The following is a 20,260-nucleotide window of genomic DNA, read 5'->3' on the forward strand; positions in this document are numbered from 1 at the left end:
GGGGCGCGACCGAGCGGCCCGGGGAGGCGGCCGTCGCGGGGCCCATGGCGGCCGCGGGACGCAGCCGGGCGGCGGCGGCCGCCGCGCCGGCGACGACGGTGGTGGCGACGGAGCCCCGGGCTCCGATCAGCCACACTCCCAAGGCGGGCGCGGTGGACGGCGGTTGGGGGGATGCGGACGTGGACACAGGGAGCCTCCTGTCGTGCACGGACCATTGCCGGATAGTCCCGGCCGCTGTCGGAATCTGCCGCCCAGCCGCCGGACAGTCCGGCCGCCGGCGGGACGAGCCGCCGGCCACCGGACAGATCCCGGCCACCGGCGGGCCATCCCGCCCGTCGCCGGGTCGGCGCCGGGAGGGGCGGGCCGGGCCCGGCCGCCCCCCCGGTCCAATCCGGGGGTGATCAATTCGGGGGCAGCCGGTCCGGCCTGGCCCTGCTCACCCGGAGGCGACAGGGCCTGAGACGTCGGGCGGAGGTCCGGCGTCCGCCGCCCGACGCCGTACTAGGCGCCCGGAACGGGCAGGTGCTTCAACTGGATGTTGCGGAAGGAGACCTGGTCGGCGGCGCCGTGGTTCTGCAGACCGATGTAGCCGTCGGTCAGGCTCCGCGCGGGGTCCGTGTTGGTGAAGTCGTTGATCTTGACTCCGTTGAGGAACACCTGGAGGCGCTCCCCCTGGACCCTGATCTCGTACGAGTTCCACTGGCCTGGCGGCCGCAGCACCTGGTCACGGGCCTTGATGTTCGCCGACTTGAACGAGTAGACCGCTCCTGTCGTGCGATCGGCCGCGTCGGAGGCGTCGATCTGGATCTCGTATCCCTTGTTCACCGCGGACCACGGATCGTCGGAGGCCGGGAAGCCCACGAAGATCCCGGAGTTGTCGTCGCCCTGCATCTTCCAGTCGAGCTTCAGGGAGTACGACTTGAGCTCCTTGGCCTGGTACCAGAGCAGCCCCATGCCGCCCTCGGTCTCCATGACCCCGTCCTTGACGTTGAACTTGCCGGGACCGGCCTGCTTCCAGCCTTCAAGGGTCTCCCCGTTGAAAATGTCCCGGTAGCCGGTGTCGGGCTTGCAGTCCGCCTTCACCTGGCCGGAGGCGTACTGCAGACCGCCGAGCAGATGAGTACGGAAGGCCGGCTCGGCGTACGACTCCTTGGTGTGACCGCCACCGGTGTAGAAGGAGCGGCCGCCGCCGTAGCTCTGGCACCAGGCGATCGGGTGGTCGCCCTTCATGGTGCCGCCCTGGTAGGTCGTCTCGTCCAGGGTGGCGAGGATCTTCGCCTTGTCACGCGGGTTGGTGCGGTAGTTGTACCACTCGTCGGTGCGCTCCCACTTGGCGTCGAGGTGCGCGGTGGACGGGTGGTCGTGGTCATGGACGCGGACCGTGGCCTTCTGGATCGCCGGGTGCGACTCGAAGTAGGCGCCGGCGAGGCCGCCGTAGAACTCCCAGTCGTACTCGGTGTCGGCGGCCGCGTGGACGCCCATGTAGCCGCCGCCGTTCGCCACGTACCCCTCGAACGCCTTCTGCTGCGCTTCGTTCAGTACGTCACCGGTGGTGGACAGGAAGACCACCGCGTCGTACTTGGCGAGGTTGGTGGTGGTGAACTGTCCGGCCTCCTCGGTCGCGTCGACCGTGATGCCGGCCGGCGCGCCGAGCTCCTTCAGGGCCGCGACTCCGGTCGGGATGGAGTCGTGCCGGAAGCCGGCGGTCTTGGAGAAGACCAGGACCTTCTTGCCGGCCTTGAACGGCTCGGTGGAGAACTCGAAGTCGTCCACGTCGTACAGCGCGCCCTCGCCGCCCTTGAAGACCAGGTAGATCTCGGTGGTCTTGCCGGGCAGGGCCCGCAGCGGAACGTCGACGTTCTGGAAGGTGTCCCAGCTGCCGGTCGGCGGGATGTACGCCGAGCCGTGCAGCGGCCCGGTGGGCGAACCGGTGCGCAGCTCGATGAAGCCGCCCGCGCCGCCGGAGGAGGCCCGTACGGTCATCTTCTTCTGCCCGGAGAACTTGTACGGGCTGAAGGAGATCCAGTCGCCGTCGTTGATGTCACCGACGGTCTTGCCGCCGTTGGCACCGGCCTTGTCGTACGTCTTGATGCCCGACTGCTTGCCGAAGTGCTCGGCCTGGCGGTGCAGCGGCTGGAGCACGGCGCGGGCCGTACCGGTCAGCGCCTCCTGGCCGTTCGAGCCGCCGTCGGTGTACGAGGCGCCGACGACGCCGTAGATGTTGGCGTTGGGGTCGTGGCCGCCGTCGCCCGGAGGCGGTGTCAGCGTGCCCTCACATCCCATCTCGCTGGTCAGCTCGTGGGCGTGGGAGTCGTGGCCGAGGCTGTAGGCGACCTTGACCTTGGAGCAGTCGACCGTCTCGTCGGGGTCGGTGACCGTCACCTTGAAGGGGACGGGCTTGCCGAACTCGGCCAGGCTGCCGTTGCCGGGGATGTCGATCTTCACCTTGGGCTCGGTGTTGCCGACCACGATCCGGGCGTTGGCACTGCCGGTGTTGCCCTCGGGGTCCTTCGCCGTGAACGTCACCGTGTAGGTGCCGATCTTCTTGTACTGGTGCGTGGGCGTCAGGCCCTCGCCCTTCGTACCGTCGCCGAAGTCCCAGCTGTAGGTGAGGTCGGTCGAGTCGGCGTCCTTGGCGGAGCCGGTGAACTTCACCTTGAGTCCGGCCGGTCCTGACGTCTTGTCGGCACTGACCTCGGCGAGCGGCGAGAAGCCGTCCTCGGCGTTCTCGATCCGGTAGAGCGCGGAGTGCTCGTCGCCCTGGAACCAGGAGACGCCGTAGTCGAGGACGTAGAGCGCGCCGTCGGGGCCGAACTCCATGTCCATGATCTGGGTGCCGGTCCACGGCAGGGTCTTGATCTCCTTGACCGAGCCGTCCTCGTTCTGCGAGATCGGCTTGATCCAGCGGCGGCCGAACTCACCCGCGAAGAAGTCACCGTCGTAGGACGCGGGGAACTTCACCTTGGAGTCGAGGTCCGGGTCGTAGCGGTATACGGGTCCCGCCATCGGGGACTCGGAGCCGGTGCCGAACTCGGGGACGCTGCCGCCGTCGTACGGAATCCATGCAGCCTGCGCGGGCGGCAGGTCGGTGAGCCCGGTGTTGTGCGGCGAGGTGTTCTTCAGCGCGGCACAGTCGAACTTCTCGCCGGACTCCTTGGTGGCGAAGTCGTAGTCGAGGTAGGCGTCGTTGTTGCCCGTGCAGAACGGCCAGCCGAAGTTCGCGGCCTTGGTGACCTTGGCGAACTCGACCTGCCCGGCCGGGCCGCGCGTCGCGGAAGCCGCACCCGCGTCGGGGCCGTAGTCACCCACGTACACGATGCCGGTCTTGTCGTCGACGCTCATCCGGAACGGGTTGCGGAAGCCCATCGCGTAGATCTCGGGGCGGGTCTTCTCGGTGCCCGGGGCGAAGAGGTTGCCCTCCGGGACGGTGTACGAGCCGTCCGCGGCGACCTTGATCCGGAGGATCTTGCCGCGCAGGTCGTTGGTGTTGCCGGAGCTGCGCCGCGCGTCGAACGCGGGGTTGCGGCCCTCGCGGTCGTCGATCGGGGTGTAGCCGTCGGAGGCGAAGGGGTTGGTGTCGTCGCCGGTCGACAGGTACAGGTTGCCCTGCGCGTCGAAGTCGATGTCGCCGCCGACGTGACAGCACAGACCGCGCGAGGCGGCGACGTCGATGACCTTCTTCTCGCTGGCCATGTCGAGCGTGCCGTTGGCGTTGAGGGTGAAGCGGGCGAGCCGGTTCACGCCGTCGAACTTCTTGAAGTCCTCGGCGGTGCCGGTCTCCGGGGCGTCCCCGGCCGGGGTGTCGAGCGGCGGGGCGTAGTAGAGGAAGATCGCCCGGTTGTTCTTGAAGTCCGGGTCGACGGCAACGCCTTGCAGGCCTTCCTCGTCATGGCTGTAGACGGGGATCTTGCCGGCGACCTTGGTGACACCGCCCTGGTCGGTCAGGCGCAGTGTGCCGTCGCGCGAGGTGTGCAGGACGCTGCGGTCCGGCAGTACGGCGAGCGACATCGGCTCGCCGGTCTCGGGCTCGCCCTTGGCGAGTGGCACCTGCTGGAACTGCCCTTCGGCGGCGGCCGGCTGTTCGTCGTGCTCGGGGTGGCCGGGATGGGCTCCGGCGATGCTCGCCGGGGTGCCCACGGCGAGCAGCAGGCCGGTGAACAGGGCGAGGGTGGTGCGCAGTCTCGGACGTTTCTTGGCTCTGGCGGCTCTTGGAGTGAGATCTCTGCTTCTGTGCACGAAGTCCCTCCGGGAACGGGTGGGCCGTACGGAACGGGTGCGGTGACGTGCGGTAAAGGCCTGGGGTGCGCCGTCACCCCGAGCCACTCATGTCCTGTACACCTCAGGGACCGTAGCCGGGTTCGTCCACTTCCGAAAGACGTTGTGCAGCAAGGAAGTTGAACTTTTTCCCGGCTAAGGACAAAGCCTTGTTCGCCGAGGTCAGCGGCCTGTTGAGTGGCCTGATTCCGGGCAGGCCGGAGCGGGGGCCCGGTGTCGCGGACGACCACCGGGCCCCTGCGGGCCCGCGCTCAGTCGCTCCCGAATGCGGCGTCGAACGACGTCGTCGGCAGCTCGTAGTCGTACGCCTTCAGCTTGGCCAGCGCCTCCGGGGCGCCTCGCAGGCGGTCCATCCCGGCGTCCTCCCACTCGACCGAGATCGGACCCTCGTAGCCGATGGAGTTGAGCATCCGGAAGACGTCCTCCCAGGCCACGTCGCCGTGTCCCGCGGAGACGAAGTCCCAGCCGCGCCGCGGGTCGCCCCAGGGCAGATGCGAGCCGAGCCGCCCGTTGCGGCCGTCGAGGCGGCGCCGGGCCTCCTTGCAGTCCACGTGGTAGATCCGGTCGCGGAAGTCGTACAGGAAGCCGACCGGGTCGAGGTCCTGCCAGACGAAGTGCGACGGGTCGAAGTTCAGGCCGAAGGCCGGGCGGCGGTCCACCGCCTCCAGCGCGCGTACGGTCGTCCAGTAGTCGTACGCGATCTCGCTGGGGTGCACCTCGTGCGCGAAGCGCACGCCCTCCGCGTCGAAGACGTCGAGGATCGGGTTCCAGCGCTCGGCGAAGTCCTCGTATCCGCGCTCGATCATCGACTCGGGCGCCGGCGGGAACATGGCGACGAGATGCCAGATCGAGGACCCGGTGAAGCCGATCACGGTGTCGACCCCGAAGGCCGCGGCGGCCCGTGCGGTGTCCTTGATCTCGGCGGCAGCGCGCTGCCGTACGCCTTCGCCCTCACCGTCGCCCCAGATGCGCGACGGCAGGATGGCCTGGTGGCGCTCGTCGATGATCGAGTCGCAGACGGCCTGGCCGACGAGGTGGTTGGAGATGGCGAAGCACTTCAGGCCGTACTTCTCCAGGAGCTGGTGGCGCCCCTTGATGTACGCGGGGTCTGCGAGGGCCTTGTCGACCTCGAAGTGGTCGCCCCAGCAGGCGAGTTCGAGGCCGTCGTAGCCGAAGTCGCGGGCGTGCGCGCAGACCTCTTCGAGCGGGAGATCGGCCCACTGGCCGGTGAAGAGCGTGAAGGGTCGGGTCATGTCCGGGCCTCCTCGACCGGTATGCGGTTCATGTCCGGGGCCTCCTCGACCCGTACGCGGTTCATGTCCGGGGCCTCCTCGACCCGTACGCGGTTCATGTCCGGGCCTCCTGGGCCGGTATGGCGGTGAACGCGGAGTTCTTGGCCGCGCTCTCCTCGACCGCCGCGAGCACCCGCTGCACCTGCAGACCGTCCGCGAAGGACGGCGCGGGCGCGGTGCCCGACGCGATGGCGTGCACGAGGTCGCGGGCCTGGTGGACGAAGGTGTGCTCGTAGCCGAGACCGTGACCCGGCGGCCACCAGGCCTCCAGATACGGGTGCTCGGGTTCGGTGACGAGGATGCGCCGGAATCCGGCCGAGCCGGCGGGCAGGGTCTGGTCGTGGAACTCGAGCTCGTTGAGCCGCTCCAGATCGAAGGCCAGCGAGCCCTTCTCGCCGTTGAGTTCGAGCCGGAGCGCGTTCTTGCGTCCGGTCGCGAACCGGGTCGCCTCGAAGGAGGCGAGCGCCCCGTTGGCGAACCGGCCCGTGAACAGCGCGGCGTCGTCCACCGTCACCGGCCCGCGCTCCCCCGACGCGGTCCCCGAAAGGCCGGCCGAGGAACCGGAGAGCAGCGGACGCTCCCGGATGAACGTTTCGGTGAGCGCCGAGACGCCGGTGATCTGCGATCCGGTGACGTACTGCGCGAGGTCCACGATGTGCGCCCCGAGATCGCCGAGCGCCCCCGACCCCGCGTGCTCCCGCTCCAGGCGCCAGGTCAGCGGGAACTCCGGGTCGACCAGCCAGTCCTGCAGATACGTCACGCGTACGTGGCGGATGGCCCCCAGCTTGCCGTCGGCGACCATCTGCCGGGCGAGGGCCATGGCGGGCACCCGGCGGTAGTTGAAGCCGACCATCGCCAACTGCCCGCGGGCGGCGGCCCGTTCGGCCGCCTCCAGCATCGCCTCGGCCTCCTCGACCGTATTGGCCAGCGGCTTCTCGCACAGCACATGCTTACCGGCCTCGAGCGCGGCGATCGCGATCTCCGCGTGGCTGTCGCCCGGTGTGCAGATGTCGACGAGCTGCACATCGTCGCGGGTGATCAGCGCCCGCCAGTCGGTCTCGGCGGCCGCCCCGCCGTGCCGGTCCGCAGCCGCCTGCACGGCCCTCGCGTCCCGTCCGCAGATCGCCGCGAGCCTGGGCTGCAGCGGCAGGTCGAAGACCCGTCCCGCGGTGCGCCACCCCTGCGAGTGGGCGGCACCCATAAAGGCGTAGCCGACCATGCCCACGCCGAGTCCGCCGCGCCTCTCGGCGGCGGACTCCTGCTTGCCTTGCACGTCCTCCATACGGGGTTCCTCCTAGTCGGCTTGCGGGGGCGGAGTTGGCTGGCGCGGGGAGCGCCGGGGCGGGGGCCCGCCGGCGCGCCCGGGGGGGGGGGGGGGGGCCCCCGCGCCCCCGGGCCCCCGGGGCCCGAGCCCGCATCACTTGAAGCCGGTGGGCTTGTACTGGGCGACGTTCTCCTTGTCGACGACGGCCGAGTACAAGGTGACCGAGGACGGGATCTCGAATTCGGCCATACCGCCGATGCCCTTGGCCTGCCCGAGCGCACGCGCCAGGTCGATGGCCGACGCGGCCATGGTCGGCGGGTACAGGACGGTGGCCTTGAGCACGCCGTCGTCCTTCTCGATGTGGTCGAAGGCGCTGGCCGCGCCCGCGCCGCCGACCATCAGGAAGCCGTCGCGGCCTGCCTGCTCGATGGCCTGCAGGGCGCCGACGCCCTGGTCGTCGTCGTGGTTCCACAGGGCGTCGAAGTTCTTCTGCGCCTGCAGCAGCGAGGCCATCTTGGCCTGGCCGGACTCGACGGTGAACTCGGCGGCCTGGCGGGCCACCTTCTTGATGTTCGGGTAGTTCTTCAGGGCGTCGTCGAAGCCCTTGGTGCGCTGCTGGGTGAGTTCCAGGTTGTCGATGCCCGCGAGCTCGATGACCTTGGCGTCCGGCTTGTCCTTGAGCTTCTCGCCGATGTAGTGCCCGGCGTTGAGACCCATGCCGTAGTTGTCGCCGCCGATCCAGCAGCGGTAGGCCTGCGGCGAGGAGAAGACCCGGTCCAGGTTGATCACCGGGATGCCGGCCCGCATGGCCTTGAGGCCCGCCTGGGTCATGGCCTTGCCGTCGGCCGGCAGGATCACAAGGACATCGACCTTCTTGTTGATCAGCGAGTCGATCTGGCCGATCTGGGCGGCCGCGTCGTTGGAGCCCTCGGTGATGTCGAGCGTGACGTCCGAGTACTTCTTGGCGCGGCTGCGGGCGTTGTCGTTGATCGCGTTGAGCCAGCCGTGGTCGGCCTGCGGCCCGGCGAAGCCGATGGTGACTTCCTTGCCGGGCTTGTCGTCGGCGACCGGGGCCTCCGACGGCTTGTCGTTCTCCTTGTCGCTCGGCTCATTGCTGGTGCACGCGGTGAGGACCGCACCGGTCGAGATGGCGGCGGCCCCGAAGAGCAGCCCTCTGCGGCTCGTGATCTCTGGCATGACGAACCCTTCGCTGAAGTGTGGGTACGACGGGGTGGGTGGGTGTGCACGGGAGGAACGGGGTGGTAGTGCGCGCGGGAGACGGGGTGTCCACAAGCGCGCTAAGTGGTCTGGTTGCGCGACGTGCGGTTCTGCACCAGGACGGCGGCGACGATGATCGCGCCCTTGGCGATCTGCTGCGTCGCGCTCTCCAGGTTGTTCAGGATGAAGATGTTGGTGATCGTCTGGAAGATCAGCACACCGAGTACGGCGCCGACGATCGTGCCCCGGCCGCCGCTGAGCAGGGTGCCGCCGATGATGCAGGCGGCGATGGCGTCGAGTTCGTAGAGGTTGCCGTTGGTGTTCTGGCCCGAGCCGGAGAGCACGATCAGCATGAACGCGGCGATGCCGCAGCACAGTCCGGAGAGCAGATACACGTAGAGCCGCTGCCTGCGGACATCAATGCCGGCCAGGCGTGCCGCCTCGTCGTTGCCGCCGACGGCGACCGTGCGGCGGCCGAAGGTGGTGCGGTTGAGCACCAGCCAGCCGATGACCGCCACGCCCGCGAAGATCAGTACGAGCGGCGGGATGCCCAGGATGTAGGAGTCCCGGTAGCCGAGCTCCAGGACGGAGTCGATGGTGATGGTCTGCGTGTTGCCGCCGGTGATCTGCAGCGCGAGGCCGCGACCGGCCGCGAGCATCGCCAGGGTCGCGATGAACGGCACCATCCCGCCGAACGAGATCAGGACCCCGTTGACGAGTCCGCAGCCGAGACCGACGAGCACCGCGGTGAACAGGATGCCCCAGAAGCCGAACTCCTGGGTGGCCACTGTCGTCGCCCATACGGAGGCGAGGGCGACGATCGCGCCGACCGACAGGTCGATACCGCCGCTGATGATCACGAAGGTCATGCCGACCGTGACCACACCGATGACCGAGGCCTGGGTGAGGACCAGTTGGAGGTTGTCGATCTCGAGGAAGTTGTCCGGCTTGGTGATACCGCCCACGATGACCAGCGCGATCAGCACGCCGACCAGGGACAGGGTACGCAGATCAGCACGGGCGAAGGCGATACGCCGAGGGCTTGGCGCCTTGGGCGCCTCGGGTTCGGCGAGCACAGGCCCGGCCCCGGGGCCGTTCTGCTCCGCCTTCGAAACAGGGCTTGTCATGTCGCCGGGCTCCCTTCCATCACGAGATCGAGTACGCGGTGTTCGTCGAGCTCCTGCGCGGGCGCCGTATGCACCACGCGTCCCTCGCGCAGGACGAGCACCCGGTCGGCGAGACCGAGCACCTCGGGGACTTCACTGGAGACGAGCAGCACTCCGAGGCCCTCGTCGGCGAGCCGCCGGATGACGGCATACAGTTCGGCGCGCGCGCCGACGTCGACCCCGCGGGTGGGTTCGTCGAGCAGCAGCACCTTGCAGCCACGCAGCAACCAGCGGGCGAGTACCGCCTTCTGCTGGTTGCCGCCGGAGAGGGTGCGCACCGGCACGTCGGGGTTGTCGGGCCGCAGTGACAGTTCGCGTACCGCCTTCTGTGCGGCGACGAATTCGGCGCCGCGGTTGAGCCAGCCACCGCGTGAGTAGCGGGACATGGAGGAGACCGAGACGTTGCGTGTGACGGACTCCAGCATCAGCAACGCCTGGTGTTTGCGCTCCTCGGGAGCGAGCCCGAGCCCCGCGCGTACGGCGGCCCGCACGCTGCCGGGCCTCACTTCCTCGCCGTCCACGAGCACACGGCCCGAACTGGCCTTCCTGGCACCGAAGATGGTCTCCAGGATCTCCGAACGCCCCGAGCCGACCAGGCCTGCGAGGCCGACGATCTCTCCGGGCCTGATCTCCAGGTCGAGCGGCGCGAACTCGCCGTCGCGCGAAAGGCCTTCGGCCTTCAGGAGCACCTTGCCGTTCGCGGCCTCTGTGGGCCGCTCGGGGAAGATGTACTCGACGTCTCGCCCGGTCATCAGGGAGACGACCTCGCTGGTCGGGGTGGTCTTGGCCGGCAGTCCGACGGCTACCGCCCGGCCGTCCTTGAGTACGGTGACCCGGTCGCCGATCCGGCGGATCTCCTCGAGCCGGTGCGAGATGTAGACGACGGCGACGCCGTCGGCGGTGAGGTCGGCGACGATGCGGAAGAGGTTCTCGACCTCGTCCGGGTCGAGCGCCGCGGACGGTTCGTCCATCACGATCAGACGTACGTCGTGGGAGAGCGCGCGGGCCATCGACACGATCTGCTGGTGGGCGGCGGAGAGGTTGCCGACGAGCGTGCCCGGGTCGATCTCCGGGTGCCCAAGTCGCTTGAGCAGCTTGCGCGTTGCTTCCTTCGCCTCTCCGGCCCGTACGACGAATCCGGCGCTGGTCGGCTCGTGCCCGAGGAAGACGTTCTCGGCCACGGACACATGCGTGACGAGGTCCAACTCCTGGTAGATGGTGGCGATTCCCAGGCGCATCGCCGCGATCGGCGAGCGCAGGGCGACCTGCTCGCCCTGCCAGCGGATCACACCGCCGTCGGGCTGGTGGACGCCGGCGAGCACCTTGATCAGGGTGGACTTGCCGGCGCCGTTCTGCCCGAGCAGACAGTGCACCTCACCGGGCAGCACTTCGAGGGCGACGCCGTCGAGAGCGCGGACGCCGGGAAAGGACTTGGTGATGCCGTCCATGAGCAGCAAGGGCGGCTGTGGTGCTCGGTCTTGCTCTGGTGCCATGACATATCCCCTCAAAGGGCGGTCCATGCCGGGTGAGCGGGCAGGGCAAAGCCGCGCGTCGTACCGGGCGCGGGTCCGGATGGGGTGGGGCCGAGTCGTTCGCTGGACGGGTAGGGGCGGCTCTACGGGTGCGGGTGTTGCCAGGGGTACGGGTGATGCTGCGGGCGTACGGGACGTACCGGGTGCCCGGTACGGGTGATGCTGCGGGCGTACGGGACGTACCGGGTGCCGTACGCAGCGGTGGTGCAGCCGTGCCGGGTGGTGCGCGCCGGCCTCGTGGATCAGGCCGGCGAGAACAGGTGGTCGCTGATGAGCCGGGCCGCGCCGATCACTCCGGCGGTGGGCCCCAACTCGCCCAGGACGATGGGCAGATTGCCGGTCGCGAGCGGCAGCGACTGGCGGTACACCTGGGTACGGATGGCGGCGAGCAGCGTGTGGCCGAGTCCGGTCACACCACCGCCGATCACCACGAGCCCGGGGTTGAAGAAGCTGACCAGACCGGCGATGACCTGCCCGGTCCTGTTGCCGCCCTCACGGATCAGCTCCAGAGCGGCGGCGTCCCCCGCGGCCGCGGCCGCGGCCACGTCGGGGGCGGTGAGCCGGCCCTCGAATCCCTCGGCCTCGACCAGCGCCGCGAGTTCGGGTGAGCGACCGGAGTTGGCCGCCTCCTGCGCGTCCCGCGCGAGCGCGGCACCGCTGAAGTGGGCTTCCAGGCAGCCCCGGTTGCCGCAGGCGCAGGGCCTGCCGTCCGGTTCGACCTGGATATGGCCGATGTCGCCGGCCGAGCCCGTCGTACCGCGGTAGACCTCGCCGCCGACGACGATGCCGCAGCCGATACCGGTGCCGATCTTGATGCAGAGGAAGTCGTGCACACTGCGGGCGACGCCCGCGTGCTGCTCCCCCATGGCCATCAGGTTCACGTCGTTGTCGACCATGACCGGACAGCCGAGGTCCTGGCTGAGCGCTTCCCGTACGGGGAAGCCGTCCCAGCCGGGCATGATCGGCGGAGCGACCGGAACGCCCTCGGGGAAGCGGACCGGTCCCGGGACGCCGATGCCCGCCCCGTCGAAGCCTTCGGCGAGCCCCGAGGCCTTCAACTTGGCGGCCATGGCGAGGACTTGCTCGAAGACGGCGACGGGGCCCTCACGGACGTCCATCGGCTGGTTGACGTGGCCGAGCACCTCGAGTTCCGCATTGGTGACGGCCACGTCGACGGAGGTCGCGCCGATGTCCACGCCGAGGAAGCGCAGTTCCGGTGCGAGCCGGATGTTGTGGGAGCGGCGGCCGCCGCGCGAGGCGGCCAGACCGTCGGCGACCACCAGACCGGTCTCCAGGAGGCGGTCCACCTCGACGGCCAGCTTCGACCTGGACAGGTCGACCTGGTCGCCCAGTTGTGCCCGTGAGTTCGGCCCGCCGTCACGCAGCAGGCGGAGCAGTCGCGCCTGGTGCGCGTTCGCGGGTCGAGCCGTCATTCGTCTCACGCCGCCCCTCCCGCCGTACTCCGGCATCCGCTGGCTTTCGAGGGGAAAGTAGCAGCGGTTGACCTGAGGGGGAAGAAGTTGCGCAGGAATCCAGTACAACTTTCTCCACGCACAGGACAAAGATGCGAACGGGCCCGGTGGGACGGCCGTGTCCGCGGCCGTGGGGTCCACGGTTCGGTACGGGGTGGACAGCCCGCCGGGTCCTTGTTGGGGTGGGGTCATCCGACGCAACAGGGAGAGGTCCCGCATGTTCCTGGTCACCGGCGCCACCGGCCATGTCGGCTCGGAAGTCGTCCGTCACCTGCGCCGACTCGACGTGCCCGTACGGGCGTTCAGCCGCAAGGGCCTGCCCCGCACGGACGGCGCCCTGCCCGTTCCCGGCGATCTCAACGATCCCGCATCGGTGGCCTCGGCCCTCGACGGCGTACGGGGGATCTTCCTGCTTCCGGGCTATCAGCGGCTCCCCGAGACCCTCGCCAGGTGCGCGGACGCGGGAGTGGAGCGGGTGGTGCTGCTGTCCAGCAGCTCGGTCCCGGGCGGGGAGCGGAGCAACGCGGTGACCCGCTACATGCTGGAGTCCGAGGAGGCGGTCGAGGCGAGCGGACTGCCGTGGACGTTCATCCGCCCCTGCGCGTTCGCCGCCAACGCCCTGCAGTGGAAGGACCAGTTGGCGGCCGGCGACGTGATCCGCGCCCCGTTCGCCCACGTACGGCAGGCGACCCTGGACCCGTACGACATCGGAGCGGTCGCCGCCCTCGCCCTCACCTCCCCCGGCCACGAAGGCAAGGCCTACGCCTTGAGCGGTCCCGAGTCGCTGCTGCCCGAGGAGCGGGTGGAGATCCTCGGCGATGTGCTCGGCCGCAAGCTGACCTTCGTCGGGCAGCCGGACGACGAGGCTCGCGCGGAGATGAGCGCGCAGATGCCCGCCGCGTACGTGGAAGCCTTCTTCCGCTTCTACGTGGACGGCACGCTGGACGAGTCGAACGTGCTGCCCACGGTGGAGCAGCTCACGGGCAGGCCGCCGCGGACCTTCCGCACCTGGGCGACGGAGCACGCCGCCGCCTTCGCGTAGAGGGACGGGGCCGGCGGGCGGGGACGGCAGACGGGACGGGGACGGGCGGACGGGGACAGGCAGACAGGCAGACAGGACAGGCGGACGGGGGCGGGCACCCTCGGGCACCCGCCCCCTCACCCGCCCGGGGTGTCAGTCCTTGCCGAGCATCGTGTTCATCCGCTCGATCTCGTCGGACTGCGAGGTGACGATCGCGTCGGCCATCTTCTTGGCGGGGGCGTAGGCGCCCTCGGCCTGTTCGGTCTTCGCCATGGCCACGGCGCCCTCGTGGTGCTTGATCATCAGCTCCATGAAGGCCGTGTCGAAGTCCTTGCCCGAAGCGTTCTCGAGCTCGGTCATCTCCTCCCCGGTCATCATGCCCGCCGTGCCGCCGTGCCCCGCGTGGCCGGATGCGCCCTCGGCGGGCACCTCCTCACCCCACGAGGTCAGCCACCCGGACAAGGTCTTGATCTCCGGGTCCTGCGCCTTCTTGATCTGTTCGGCGAGCCGCTTCAGCTCCGCCGACCGCGCCCGCTCCGGGGCGAGCTCCGCCATCTCGACCGCCTGGCGGTGGTGCGGGATCATCCCCTGCGCGAACGCGACGTCTGCGGCGTTCCGCTCGCCCTGGGCGGCCGACGGCGTTGTCGAGGTGTGGCCGCCGCCGTGACCGGTGGAGCCCTCGCCGCCACAGGCGGCCAGGACCAACGCGGCGGCACCGGCGACGGTGACCGCGACGGTACGGCGGATGAGGGTACGTGTGCTCTTCATCTGGGGTGCAACTCCTTCGCGCACGGCCGCTGCGGGCCGTGCGCATGCGCGAATACAGGTGTACGCGGACGCGGCGGAGCACCCGGCGACGTTCACGCCGGACCGGCCGCCGCGCAAAGCGGCCTATATGCGCAGAAGTTGCAGTTCAGCCAGATCGGGTGGAGCCCGGCCGCGCTCGGCGCCGGCGAAGACACCGGCCGGCACCACGGACCCGGCGGGTACGTCGACCGCGGCCGCGGTCAGCGCGGGCGGCGCGTAGGGCGAGCCGATCCCGGCCGCCGCGCAGGTGCCGTCCGCGTGCTCCAGGTGCTGCGATCCGTGACCGCCGTGCGCGCAGTGGACGGTCGTCCGGCCGGCGGCGGCCGCATGACCTGCCACCGTCGCATGACCTGCCACCGTCGCATGACCCCCGACGGCGGCCTGTTCGCCGGCGTGCGCCATCGCCTTCGGATGCGCCATCGGCGCACCCCCGGGAGGCAGCGCGTGCATCCCGAGCACACCGGTCAGGGCAGCCAGCACCAGCAGCCCGAGGGGCCGCCCGGGCGGGCGGGTCCTCGTGGACAGGGCTGCGGTCACGCGCTCATCGTACGCAGCGGCGTTCAGCCGTTCTCGCGCTGGTGGTAGGTACGGCGGGTGTGCTCGGTGTGGGCGCGCATGACCTGCGTGGCGCGCTGTTCGTCGCGGTCCGAGATCGCGGCGATCAGCTCGCGGTGCTCGATCCAGGACTGCTTGCCGCGCTGGCGGGCGACCGGTGTGTAGTACCAGCGCACCCGCTGGTCGACGCGCGCGGCCAGCTCGGAGAGCACGAGGTTGCCGGCCAGCTGCATGACCTTGGCGTGGAACTCGGCGTTGGTCGCGACGACCAGGTCCACCTCTCCGTCGGCGACGGCCTGCTCGCCCTTCTCGCACAGCGCCTCGAGCGCGGCGATCCCCGCGGACCCCGCGTTCGCCGCCGCGAGCCGCGCGGCCTCCGCCTCCAGGAGCGTACGCACGGTGAGGAGCTGGTCGGCCTCCTCCTCGGTGGGCTCGTGCACGAACGCGCCCTGCGCGGGACGCAGATCGACCCAGCCCTCGGTGTTCAGTCGCTGCAGCGCCTCGCGCACCGGCTGACGCGAGACGCCGAGGTGACCGGCGAGCTCGCTCTCGACAAGGTGCTGGCCCGGTCGCAGCGATCTGGTCGTGATGAGCTCGAGCAGCGCGACATAGACACGCTCACGCAGCGGACCCGGCCGCTCGAGTTTGGGCACTGCTCCTTGCGGCAGTCCAGCGGACAACATCACGAACCCCCTCCTGGGCGGCGTCACCGCCACACGGTCAACTCGCCCCTCACGGATGGGCATTGGCTATCGTCTACAGTCTACCGAGCACAATTTCCAGCGTGGGTAAAAGTTGCCCTTGTCACAGAGGGATACGCATCCGTGCACAAAGCAGGGGCTGAGGCACGCGTGTGCGCACCTCAGCCCCTGTTTCCGTGGGCCGGCGTCAGCCCGTGAAGAGCTGGGTGGCCTTCCGTACGAGCTCGTAGATTCCGTATCCCAGCGGGATCAGCACCCAGAGCCAGGCGAAGGCGATCAGTGGGCGGCGGTCAGGCGGACTGCTGCTCGACGGAGGAGTCATCGGAGGCCTTTCGCTGTGCCGGGATGTGATGGTGGCGCGGATCGACGGGACGCACCAGCTCATTGGCGACGAACCCGACGATGAGCAGCCCGATCATGATGGTCAGGGAAAGGCCGTACAGACCCGGCCCGCTCCTGCCGGCCGATTCCTGCGAGTCCGCGACCCAGTTGACGATCAGCGGTCCGAGGACTCCGGCGGTCGACCAGGCGGTCAGCAGCCGCCCGTGGATCGCACCGACCTGGTAGGTGCCGAACAGGTCCTTCAGATACGCGGGGATGGTCGCGAAGCCGCCCCCGTAGAACGAGAGGATCACCAGGGCGCAGAGGATGAACAGCGGCTTTGAGGAGTCGCCCAAGCTGACGATGAGCAGGTACATCACCGCGCCGACGCCCAGGTAGAGCCGGTAGATGTTCTTGCGGCCGATCAGGTCCGAGGTGGAGGACCAGCCGATGCGGCCGGCCATGTTCGCCGCCGAGAGCAGCGCGACGAACCCGGCCGCGGCCGAGACGGAGACCGGGCTGGAGGTGTCCGCGAAGAAGTCCGTGATCATCGGGGCGGCCTTCTCCAGGATCCCGATCCCCGCCGTGACGTTCATGCAGAGCACCACCCACAGGCACCAGAACTGCGGGGTGCGGATGGCCTGTCGCGCGGAGACCTGGACTCCGGTGAGCTCCGGCGGCTTGCCGTCCGCGGTCTCCTTCGGCCGAGGCACGCGTACGAGCAGCACACCGAGTGACATGAAGACGGCATACGTGAGGCCGTGCACCAGGAAGGCGAGGGCGATGCCGCCGCTGTCGGCGCCGAAGGACTCGATCATCTGGGCCGACCAGGGCGAGGCGATCAGCGCGCCGCCGCCGAAGCCCATGATGGCGATGCCGGTGGCCATGCCGGGTCGGTCGGGGAACCACTTGATCAGCGTGGAGACCGGGGAGATGTAGCCGATGCCGAGGCCGACACCTCCGACGAAGCCGTAGCCGAAGACGATCAGCCAGTACTGCTCGGTGGCCGCGCCGAGCGAGGCGAGCAGGAAGCCGGACGAGAAGCAGATCAGGGCGACGGTCATCGCCCAGCGCGGGCCATTGCGTTCGACGAGCGTGCCGCCGAACGCGGCGGACAGACCCAGCATCACGATGCCGAGCTGGAAGGGCAGGGCGCTCTGGGTGCCGCTGAGGTCGAGCGCCGATTCGAGTGGGGGTTTGAAGACGCTCCACGCGTAGGCCTGGCCGATGGACAGATGCACCGAGAGGGCGGCGGGCGGGACGAGCCAGCGGCTCCAACCGGGTGGGGCGATCGGAGGGGTCATGCCTGCGCACCTTAGAGATCGCCCGAGTAGTTGAAAAGGGATCGATCCCGTCGAGTGGTCCGATGAGTGCGCGCGCCCGAGCAGGTTCCACAACTTCCGCTCGTACGCGGTGGGTTGTCGGGATGGTTCCCATACTGTAGACAATATTTCGTCGACACTAACCAGTTCCGGGCCACAAGCCCCGCTCCCCTAGATCGGCTTCCCTCGACCGAACGGAGAGCTTCACAGTGAAAGTCGCAGTTGTCGGCGCCGGTGCGATCGGCGCCTACGTCGGAGCGGCGCTGCAACGCGCCGGCGCCGACGTTCATCCCCTGGCCCCTGGACCGCACCTGGCCGCCATGAGGCAGCACGGCGTGGAGGTGCACAGTCCGCGGGGCGACTGGACCGCGCAGGTGCACGCGACGGACCGGGCCGAGGACATCGGCCCGGTCGACCATGTCTTCCTGGGGCTGAAGGCCAACTCCTATGCGGCGTGCGGGCCGCTGGTCGAGCCTCTGCTCCAGGAACACACCTCGGTGATCGCGGCCCAGAACGGCATTCCGTGGTGGTACTTCCACCGCCACGGCGGGCCGCACGACGGCAAGCGGATCGAGAGCGTGGACCCGGGTGGTTCGGTGACCGCCGTACTGCCGCAGGAGCGGGCCATCGGCTGTGTGGTCTACGCGGCGACCGAGCTGGAGGGCCCGGGCGTCGTCCGCCACATCGAAGGCACCCGCTTCTCGATCGGCGAACCGGACCGCTCGGTCTCCAAGCGCTGTCTCGAGTTCAGCGAGGCGATGCAGGCCGGCGGGCTCAAGTGCCCGGTCGAACCGGATCTGCGCAACGACATCTGGATCAAGTTGCTCGGCAACATCTCGTTCAACCCGATCAGTGCCCTGACCCGGGCGACGATGCGCGAGATGTGCGTGCACGACTCCACCCGCGGGGTGATCGAGCTGATGATGGCGGAGACCCTCTCCGTCGCCTCGGCGCTCGGCTGCCATCCGGAGATCTCCATCGAACGCCGGATCGCGGGCGCGGAGCGCGTGGGCGACCACCGCACCTCCACGCTCCAGGACTTGGAGAAGGGCAAACCGCTGGAACTCGACGTCCTGCTCTCGGCCGTGGTGGAGCTGGCCGAGTTCACCGGCGTCAAGGTCCCGACGCTGCGTACGGTCGCGGCCATCTCGGACCTCCTCGCCCAGGGCACGGCCGTCGCGGCCTGACCCCGCACGACCGGGACGGGCATGCGGCGCAGCACACCCGTACGCCCGTCCCGCTTCATCCGCCGCCAGGACCTCAACGGATCAACAAACCCCTTGCAAGAGGCTTCCGTTGGGACACAGGCGACAGAATACTGTATGCAATACAGGCATGAGGAGCTCAGCGTGAAGAAGCGAGACCGAACTCCCAAGACATACAGCCGGCTCACCCACCCCATGGTCCGTGACGAGAAGAACGGGCCACTGCGCAGGGCGACTTGGGACGAGGCGCTGGCGAAAGCGGCGGAGGGCTTCCGGCAGAGCCGGATCGAGCACGGACCCGATTCCTTCGCCATGCTCTCCTGCGCCCGCGCCACCAATGAAATGAACTACGTGGCGCAGAAGTTCACCCGCGTCGTGATGGGCACGAACAACGTCGATTCCTGCAACCGCACCTGTCACGCCCCGAGCGTGGCCGGCCTCTCCGCCGTCTTCGGATCGGGCGGCGGCACCTCCAGTTACGAGGAGGTGGAGCACACCGACTTCATCCTGATGTGGGGCTCCAACGCCCGCTTCGCGCACCCGATCTTCTTCCAGCACGTCCTGAAGGGGATACGCAACGGTGCGCGGATGTACGCCGTCGACCCGCGGCGCACCTCGACCGCCGAATGGGCGGAGAGCTGGCTCGGACTCAACGTCGGCACCGACATCCCCCTCGCGCATGCGGTCGGACGCGAGATCATCTCGGCCGGACTGCACAACCAGGCCTTCATCGACCGGGCCACCACCGGTTTCGAGGACTACAAGAAGCTGGTCGAGCCCTGGACGCTCTCGCTCGCCGAGAAGGTGACGGGGGTCCCCGCGGCCGCCATCAAGGACCTCGCCCACGCCTACGCGAGCGCGGAGCGCGCCCAGCTGTGCTGGACGCTCGGGATCACCGAGCACCACAACGGCACGGACAACGTACGGGCGTTGATCAACCTGTCGCTGCTCACCGGCCATGTCGGCCGCTGGGGCGCGGGGGTGCAGCCGCTGCGCGGCCAGAACAACGTGCAGGGCGGCGGTGACATGGGCGCCATCCCCAACCGGCTGCCCGGTTTCCAGGACATCCTCGACGTCTCCCACCGCACCAAGTTCGAGACCGCCTGGGACGTGGTGATCCAGCCGAAGTACGGCATGACGCTCACCGACATGTTCGAGGCGATGGAGCACGGCGCGCTCAAGGCCGTCTACTGCATCGGGGAGAACCCGGCCCAGTCCGAGGCGGACAGCGAGCAGGCCCTGCGCCGGCTCAAGGCGCTCGACCACCTCGTCGTCCAGGACATCTTCCTGACCAAGACGGCCGAGCTGGCCGATGTGGTCCTTCCCGCGACGGCCGCCTGGGCCGAGACGGACGGCACCACCACGAACAGTGAGCGGCGGGTGCAGCGCGTACGGGCCGCACTCACGCCGCCCGGCGAGGCGCGCGAGGACATCGAGATCATCTGCGCTATCGCGGGTCTCCTCGGCCACGAGTGGAAGTGGGCCGACTCGCAGGCCGTCTGGGACGAGCTGCGCTCCCTGTCCCCCGACCACTTCGGTATGACGTACGACCGGCTCGAGGAGCATCACGGACTGCAGTGGCCCTGCCCGGACACGGACAAGCTCCCGTCGAGCTTCCTGCACGGCAGGCTCTGGGAGACCAACCCGGAGCTGCGCGGAAAGCCCGCCGCGTTCGGTCTCGTCGACCACGATCCGCCGGTGGACCTGACCGATGAGTCCTTCCCGATCCGTCTGACGACGGGCCGCCGCCTGGACTCGTACAACACCGGTGTGCAGAGCGGCAGTTTCGCCTCACCGCTCAGGCGCGGCGAGTACATCGAGCTGTGCCCGGAGGACGCCGAGCGGCTGGGTGTCCAGGTCGGCGAGGAGGTGAAGGTCGCGTCCCGGCGCGGCACGGTCACCGCTCCCGTCTGGGTCGACCCCGCCCTCCGTCCGGGGCTGGCCTTCATGACCATGCACTTTCCCGACGAGGTGGACACCAACCAACTGACGATCGAGGCCAATTGCCCGATCGCGGGGACCGCCGAGTTCAAGGCTTCGGCGATCCGTATCGAGAAGCTCAAGAGCGAACAGCCAGAGCCCGTCGCGGCCGTGAGGAGCTGAGGCAGG

15 protein-coding genes and 1 pseudogene are annotated in these 20,260 nt (G+C 69.4%); 3 read left to right on the forward strand and 13 right to left on the reverse strand.

What is annotated here, in order from left to right:
- From JAO81_RS27965 to JAO81_RS28000, 8 genes and pseudogenes are all read right to left on the reverse strand, one after another.
- Positions 1 to 187, reverse strand: a pseudogene (locus JAO81_RS27965) (myo-inositol-1-phosphate synthase); the annotation flags it as partial.
- Between the two features lie 314 nt (positions 188 to 501).
- Positions 502 to 4,236, reverse strand: coding sequence for a ThuA domain-containing protein (locus JAO81_RS27970; RefSeq protein WP_199550731.1), 3,735 nt, complete (start codon positions 4,234 to 4,236; stop codon positions 502 to 504).
- A gap of 290 nt (positions 4,237 to 4,526) precedes the next feature.
- Positions 4,527 to 5,528: a sugar phosphate isomerase/epimerase gene (locus tag JAO81_RS27975; protein ID WP_199550732.1), complete on the reverse strand. Its 1,002-nt coding sequence runs from the start codon at positions 5,526 to 5,528 to the stop codon at positions 4,527 to 4,529.
- 94 nt (positions 5,529 to 5,622) lie between these two features.
- Complete coding sequence (locus JAO81_RS27980; protein ID WP_233416018.1) at positions 5,623 to 6,849, reverse strand: Gfo/Idh/MocA family protein; 1,227 nt, start codon at positions 6,847 to 6,849, stop codon at positions 5,623 to 5,625.
- Positions 6,850 to 6,984: 135 nt separating this feature from the next.
- Positions 6,985 to 8,028: a substrate-binding domain-containing protein gene (locus JAO81_RS27985; RefSeq protein WP_199550733.1), complete on the reverse strand. Its 1,044-nt coding sequence runs from the start codon at positions 8,026 to 8,028 to the stop codon at positions 6,985 to 6,987.
- Positions 8,029 to 8,129: 101 nt separating this feature from the next.
- Positions 8,130 to 9,176: an ABC transporter permease gene (locus JAO81_RS27990; RefSeq protein WP_199550734.1), complete on the reverse strand. Its 1,047-nt coding sequence runs from the start codon at positions 9,174 to 9,176 to the stop codon at positions 8,130 to 8,132.
- The gene (locus JAO81_RS27995) at positions 9,173 to 10,663 is read right to left on the reverse strand and encodes a sugar ABC transporter ATP-binding protein (RefSeq protein ID WP_199550756.1); all 1,491 of its coding nucleotides are present in this window, start codon (positions 10,661 to 10,663) and stop codon (positions 9,173 to 9,175) included. The genes JAO81_RS27990 and JAO81_RS27995 overlap by 4 nt, the downstream gene beginning before the upstream one ends.
- A gap of 326 nt (positions 10,664 to 10,989) precedes the next feature.
- Positions 10,990 to 12,180: an ROK family transcriptional regulator gene (locus tag JAO81_RS28000; RefSeq protein ID WP_199550757.1), complete on the reverse strand. Its 1,191-nt coding sequence runs from the start codon at positions 12,178 to 12,180 to the stop codon at positions 10,990 to 10,992.
- 256 nt (positions 12,181 to 12,436) lie between these two features.
- Between JAO81_RS28000 and JAO81_RS28005 the strand changes: the two genes are divergently transcribed.
- Complete coding sequence (locus JAO81_RS28005; protein ID WP_199550735.1) at positions 12,437 to 13,261, forward strand: NAD(P)H-binding protein; 825 nt, start codon at positions 12,437 to 12,439, stop codon at positions 13,259 to 13,261.
- 132 nt (positions 13,262 to 13,393) lie between these two features.
- On the opposite strand, the gene JAO81_RS28010 is transcribed toward JAO81_RS28005, so the two are convergent.
- The 5 genes from JAO81_RS28010 to JAO81_RS28025 all read right to left on the reverse strand — a co-directional run bounded on the left by JAO81_RS28010 (position 13,394) and on the right by JAO81_RS28025 (position 16,928).
- Positions 13,394 to 14,008, reverse strand: coding sequence for a DUF305 domain-containing protein (locus JAO81_RS28010; RefSeq protein ID WP_199550736.1), 615 nt, complete (start codon positions 14,006 to 14,008; stop codon positions 13,394 to 13,396).
- 123 nt (positions 14,009 to 14,131) lie between these two features.
- Positions 14,132 to 14,584 (reverse strand): DUF6153 family protein, encoded by a 453-nt coding sequence (locus JAO81_RS28015; protein ID WP_199550737.1) that lies wholly within the window; start codon positions 14,582 to 14,584, stop codon positions 14,132 to 14,134.
- Between the two features lie 23 nt (positions 14,585 to 14,607).
- Entirely contained in the window at positions 14,608 to 15,285 is a 678-nt protein-coding gene (locus tag JAO81_RS28020; RefSeq protein ID WP_199550758.1) for a GntR family transcriptional regulator, read from the reverse strand.
- Between the two features lie 205 nt (positions 15,286 to 15,490).
- Positions 15,491 to 15,625, reverse strand: coding sequence for a hypothetical protein (locus tag JAO81_RS43460; RefSeq protein WP_267913069.1), 135 nt, complete (start codon positions 15,623 to 15,625; stop codon positions 15,491 to 15,493).
- Positions 15,594 to 16,928, reverse strand: coding sequence for an OFA family MFS transporter (locus tag JAO81_RS28025; protein ID WP_199550738.1), 1,335 nt, complete (start codon positions 16,926 to 16,928; stop codon positions 15,594 to 15,596). Before JAO81_RS28025 ends, JAO81_RS43460 begins: the two co-directional genes overlap by 32 nt.
- Before the next feature lie 227 nt (positions 16,929 to 17,155).
- Between JAO81_RS28025 and JAO81_RS28030 the strand changes: the two genes are divergently transcribed.
- Both JAO81_RS28030 and JAO81_RS28035 read left to right on the forward strand, forming a co-directional pair.
- Positions 17,156 to 18,133: a 2-dehydropantoate 2-reductase gene (locus JAO81_RS28030; protein WP_199550739.1), complete on the forward strand. Its 978-nt coding sequence runs from the start codon at positions 17,156 to 17,158 to the stop codon at positions 18,131 to 18,133.
- A 135-nt stretch (positions 18,134 to 18,268) separates the two neighbouring features.
- Positions 18,269 to 20,254 carry a molybdopterin oxidoreductase family protein gene (locus tag JAO81_RS28035; RefSeq protein ID WP_233416019.1) on the forward strand — a complete coding sequence of 662 codons (1,986 nt, stop codon included), beginning with the start codon at positions 18,269 to 18,271 and terminating at the stop codon, positions 20,252 to 20,254.
- The last annotated feature ends 6 nt before the right edge of the window (positions 20,255 to 20,260 follow it).

This window comes from Streptomyces sp. N35 (assembly GCF_016464295.1).
Lineage (GTDB): Bacteria > Actinomycetota > Actinomycetes > Streptomycetales > Streptomycetaceae > Streptomyces.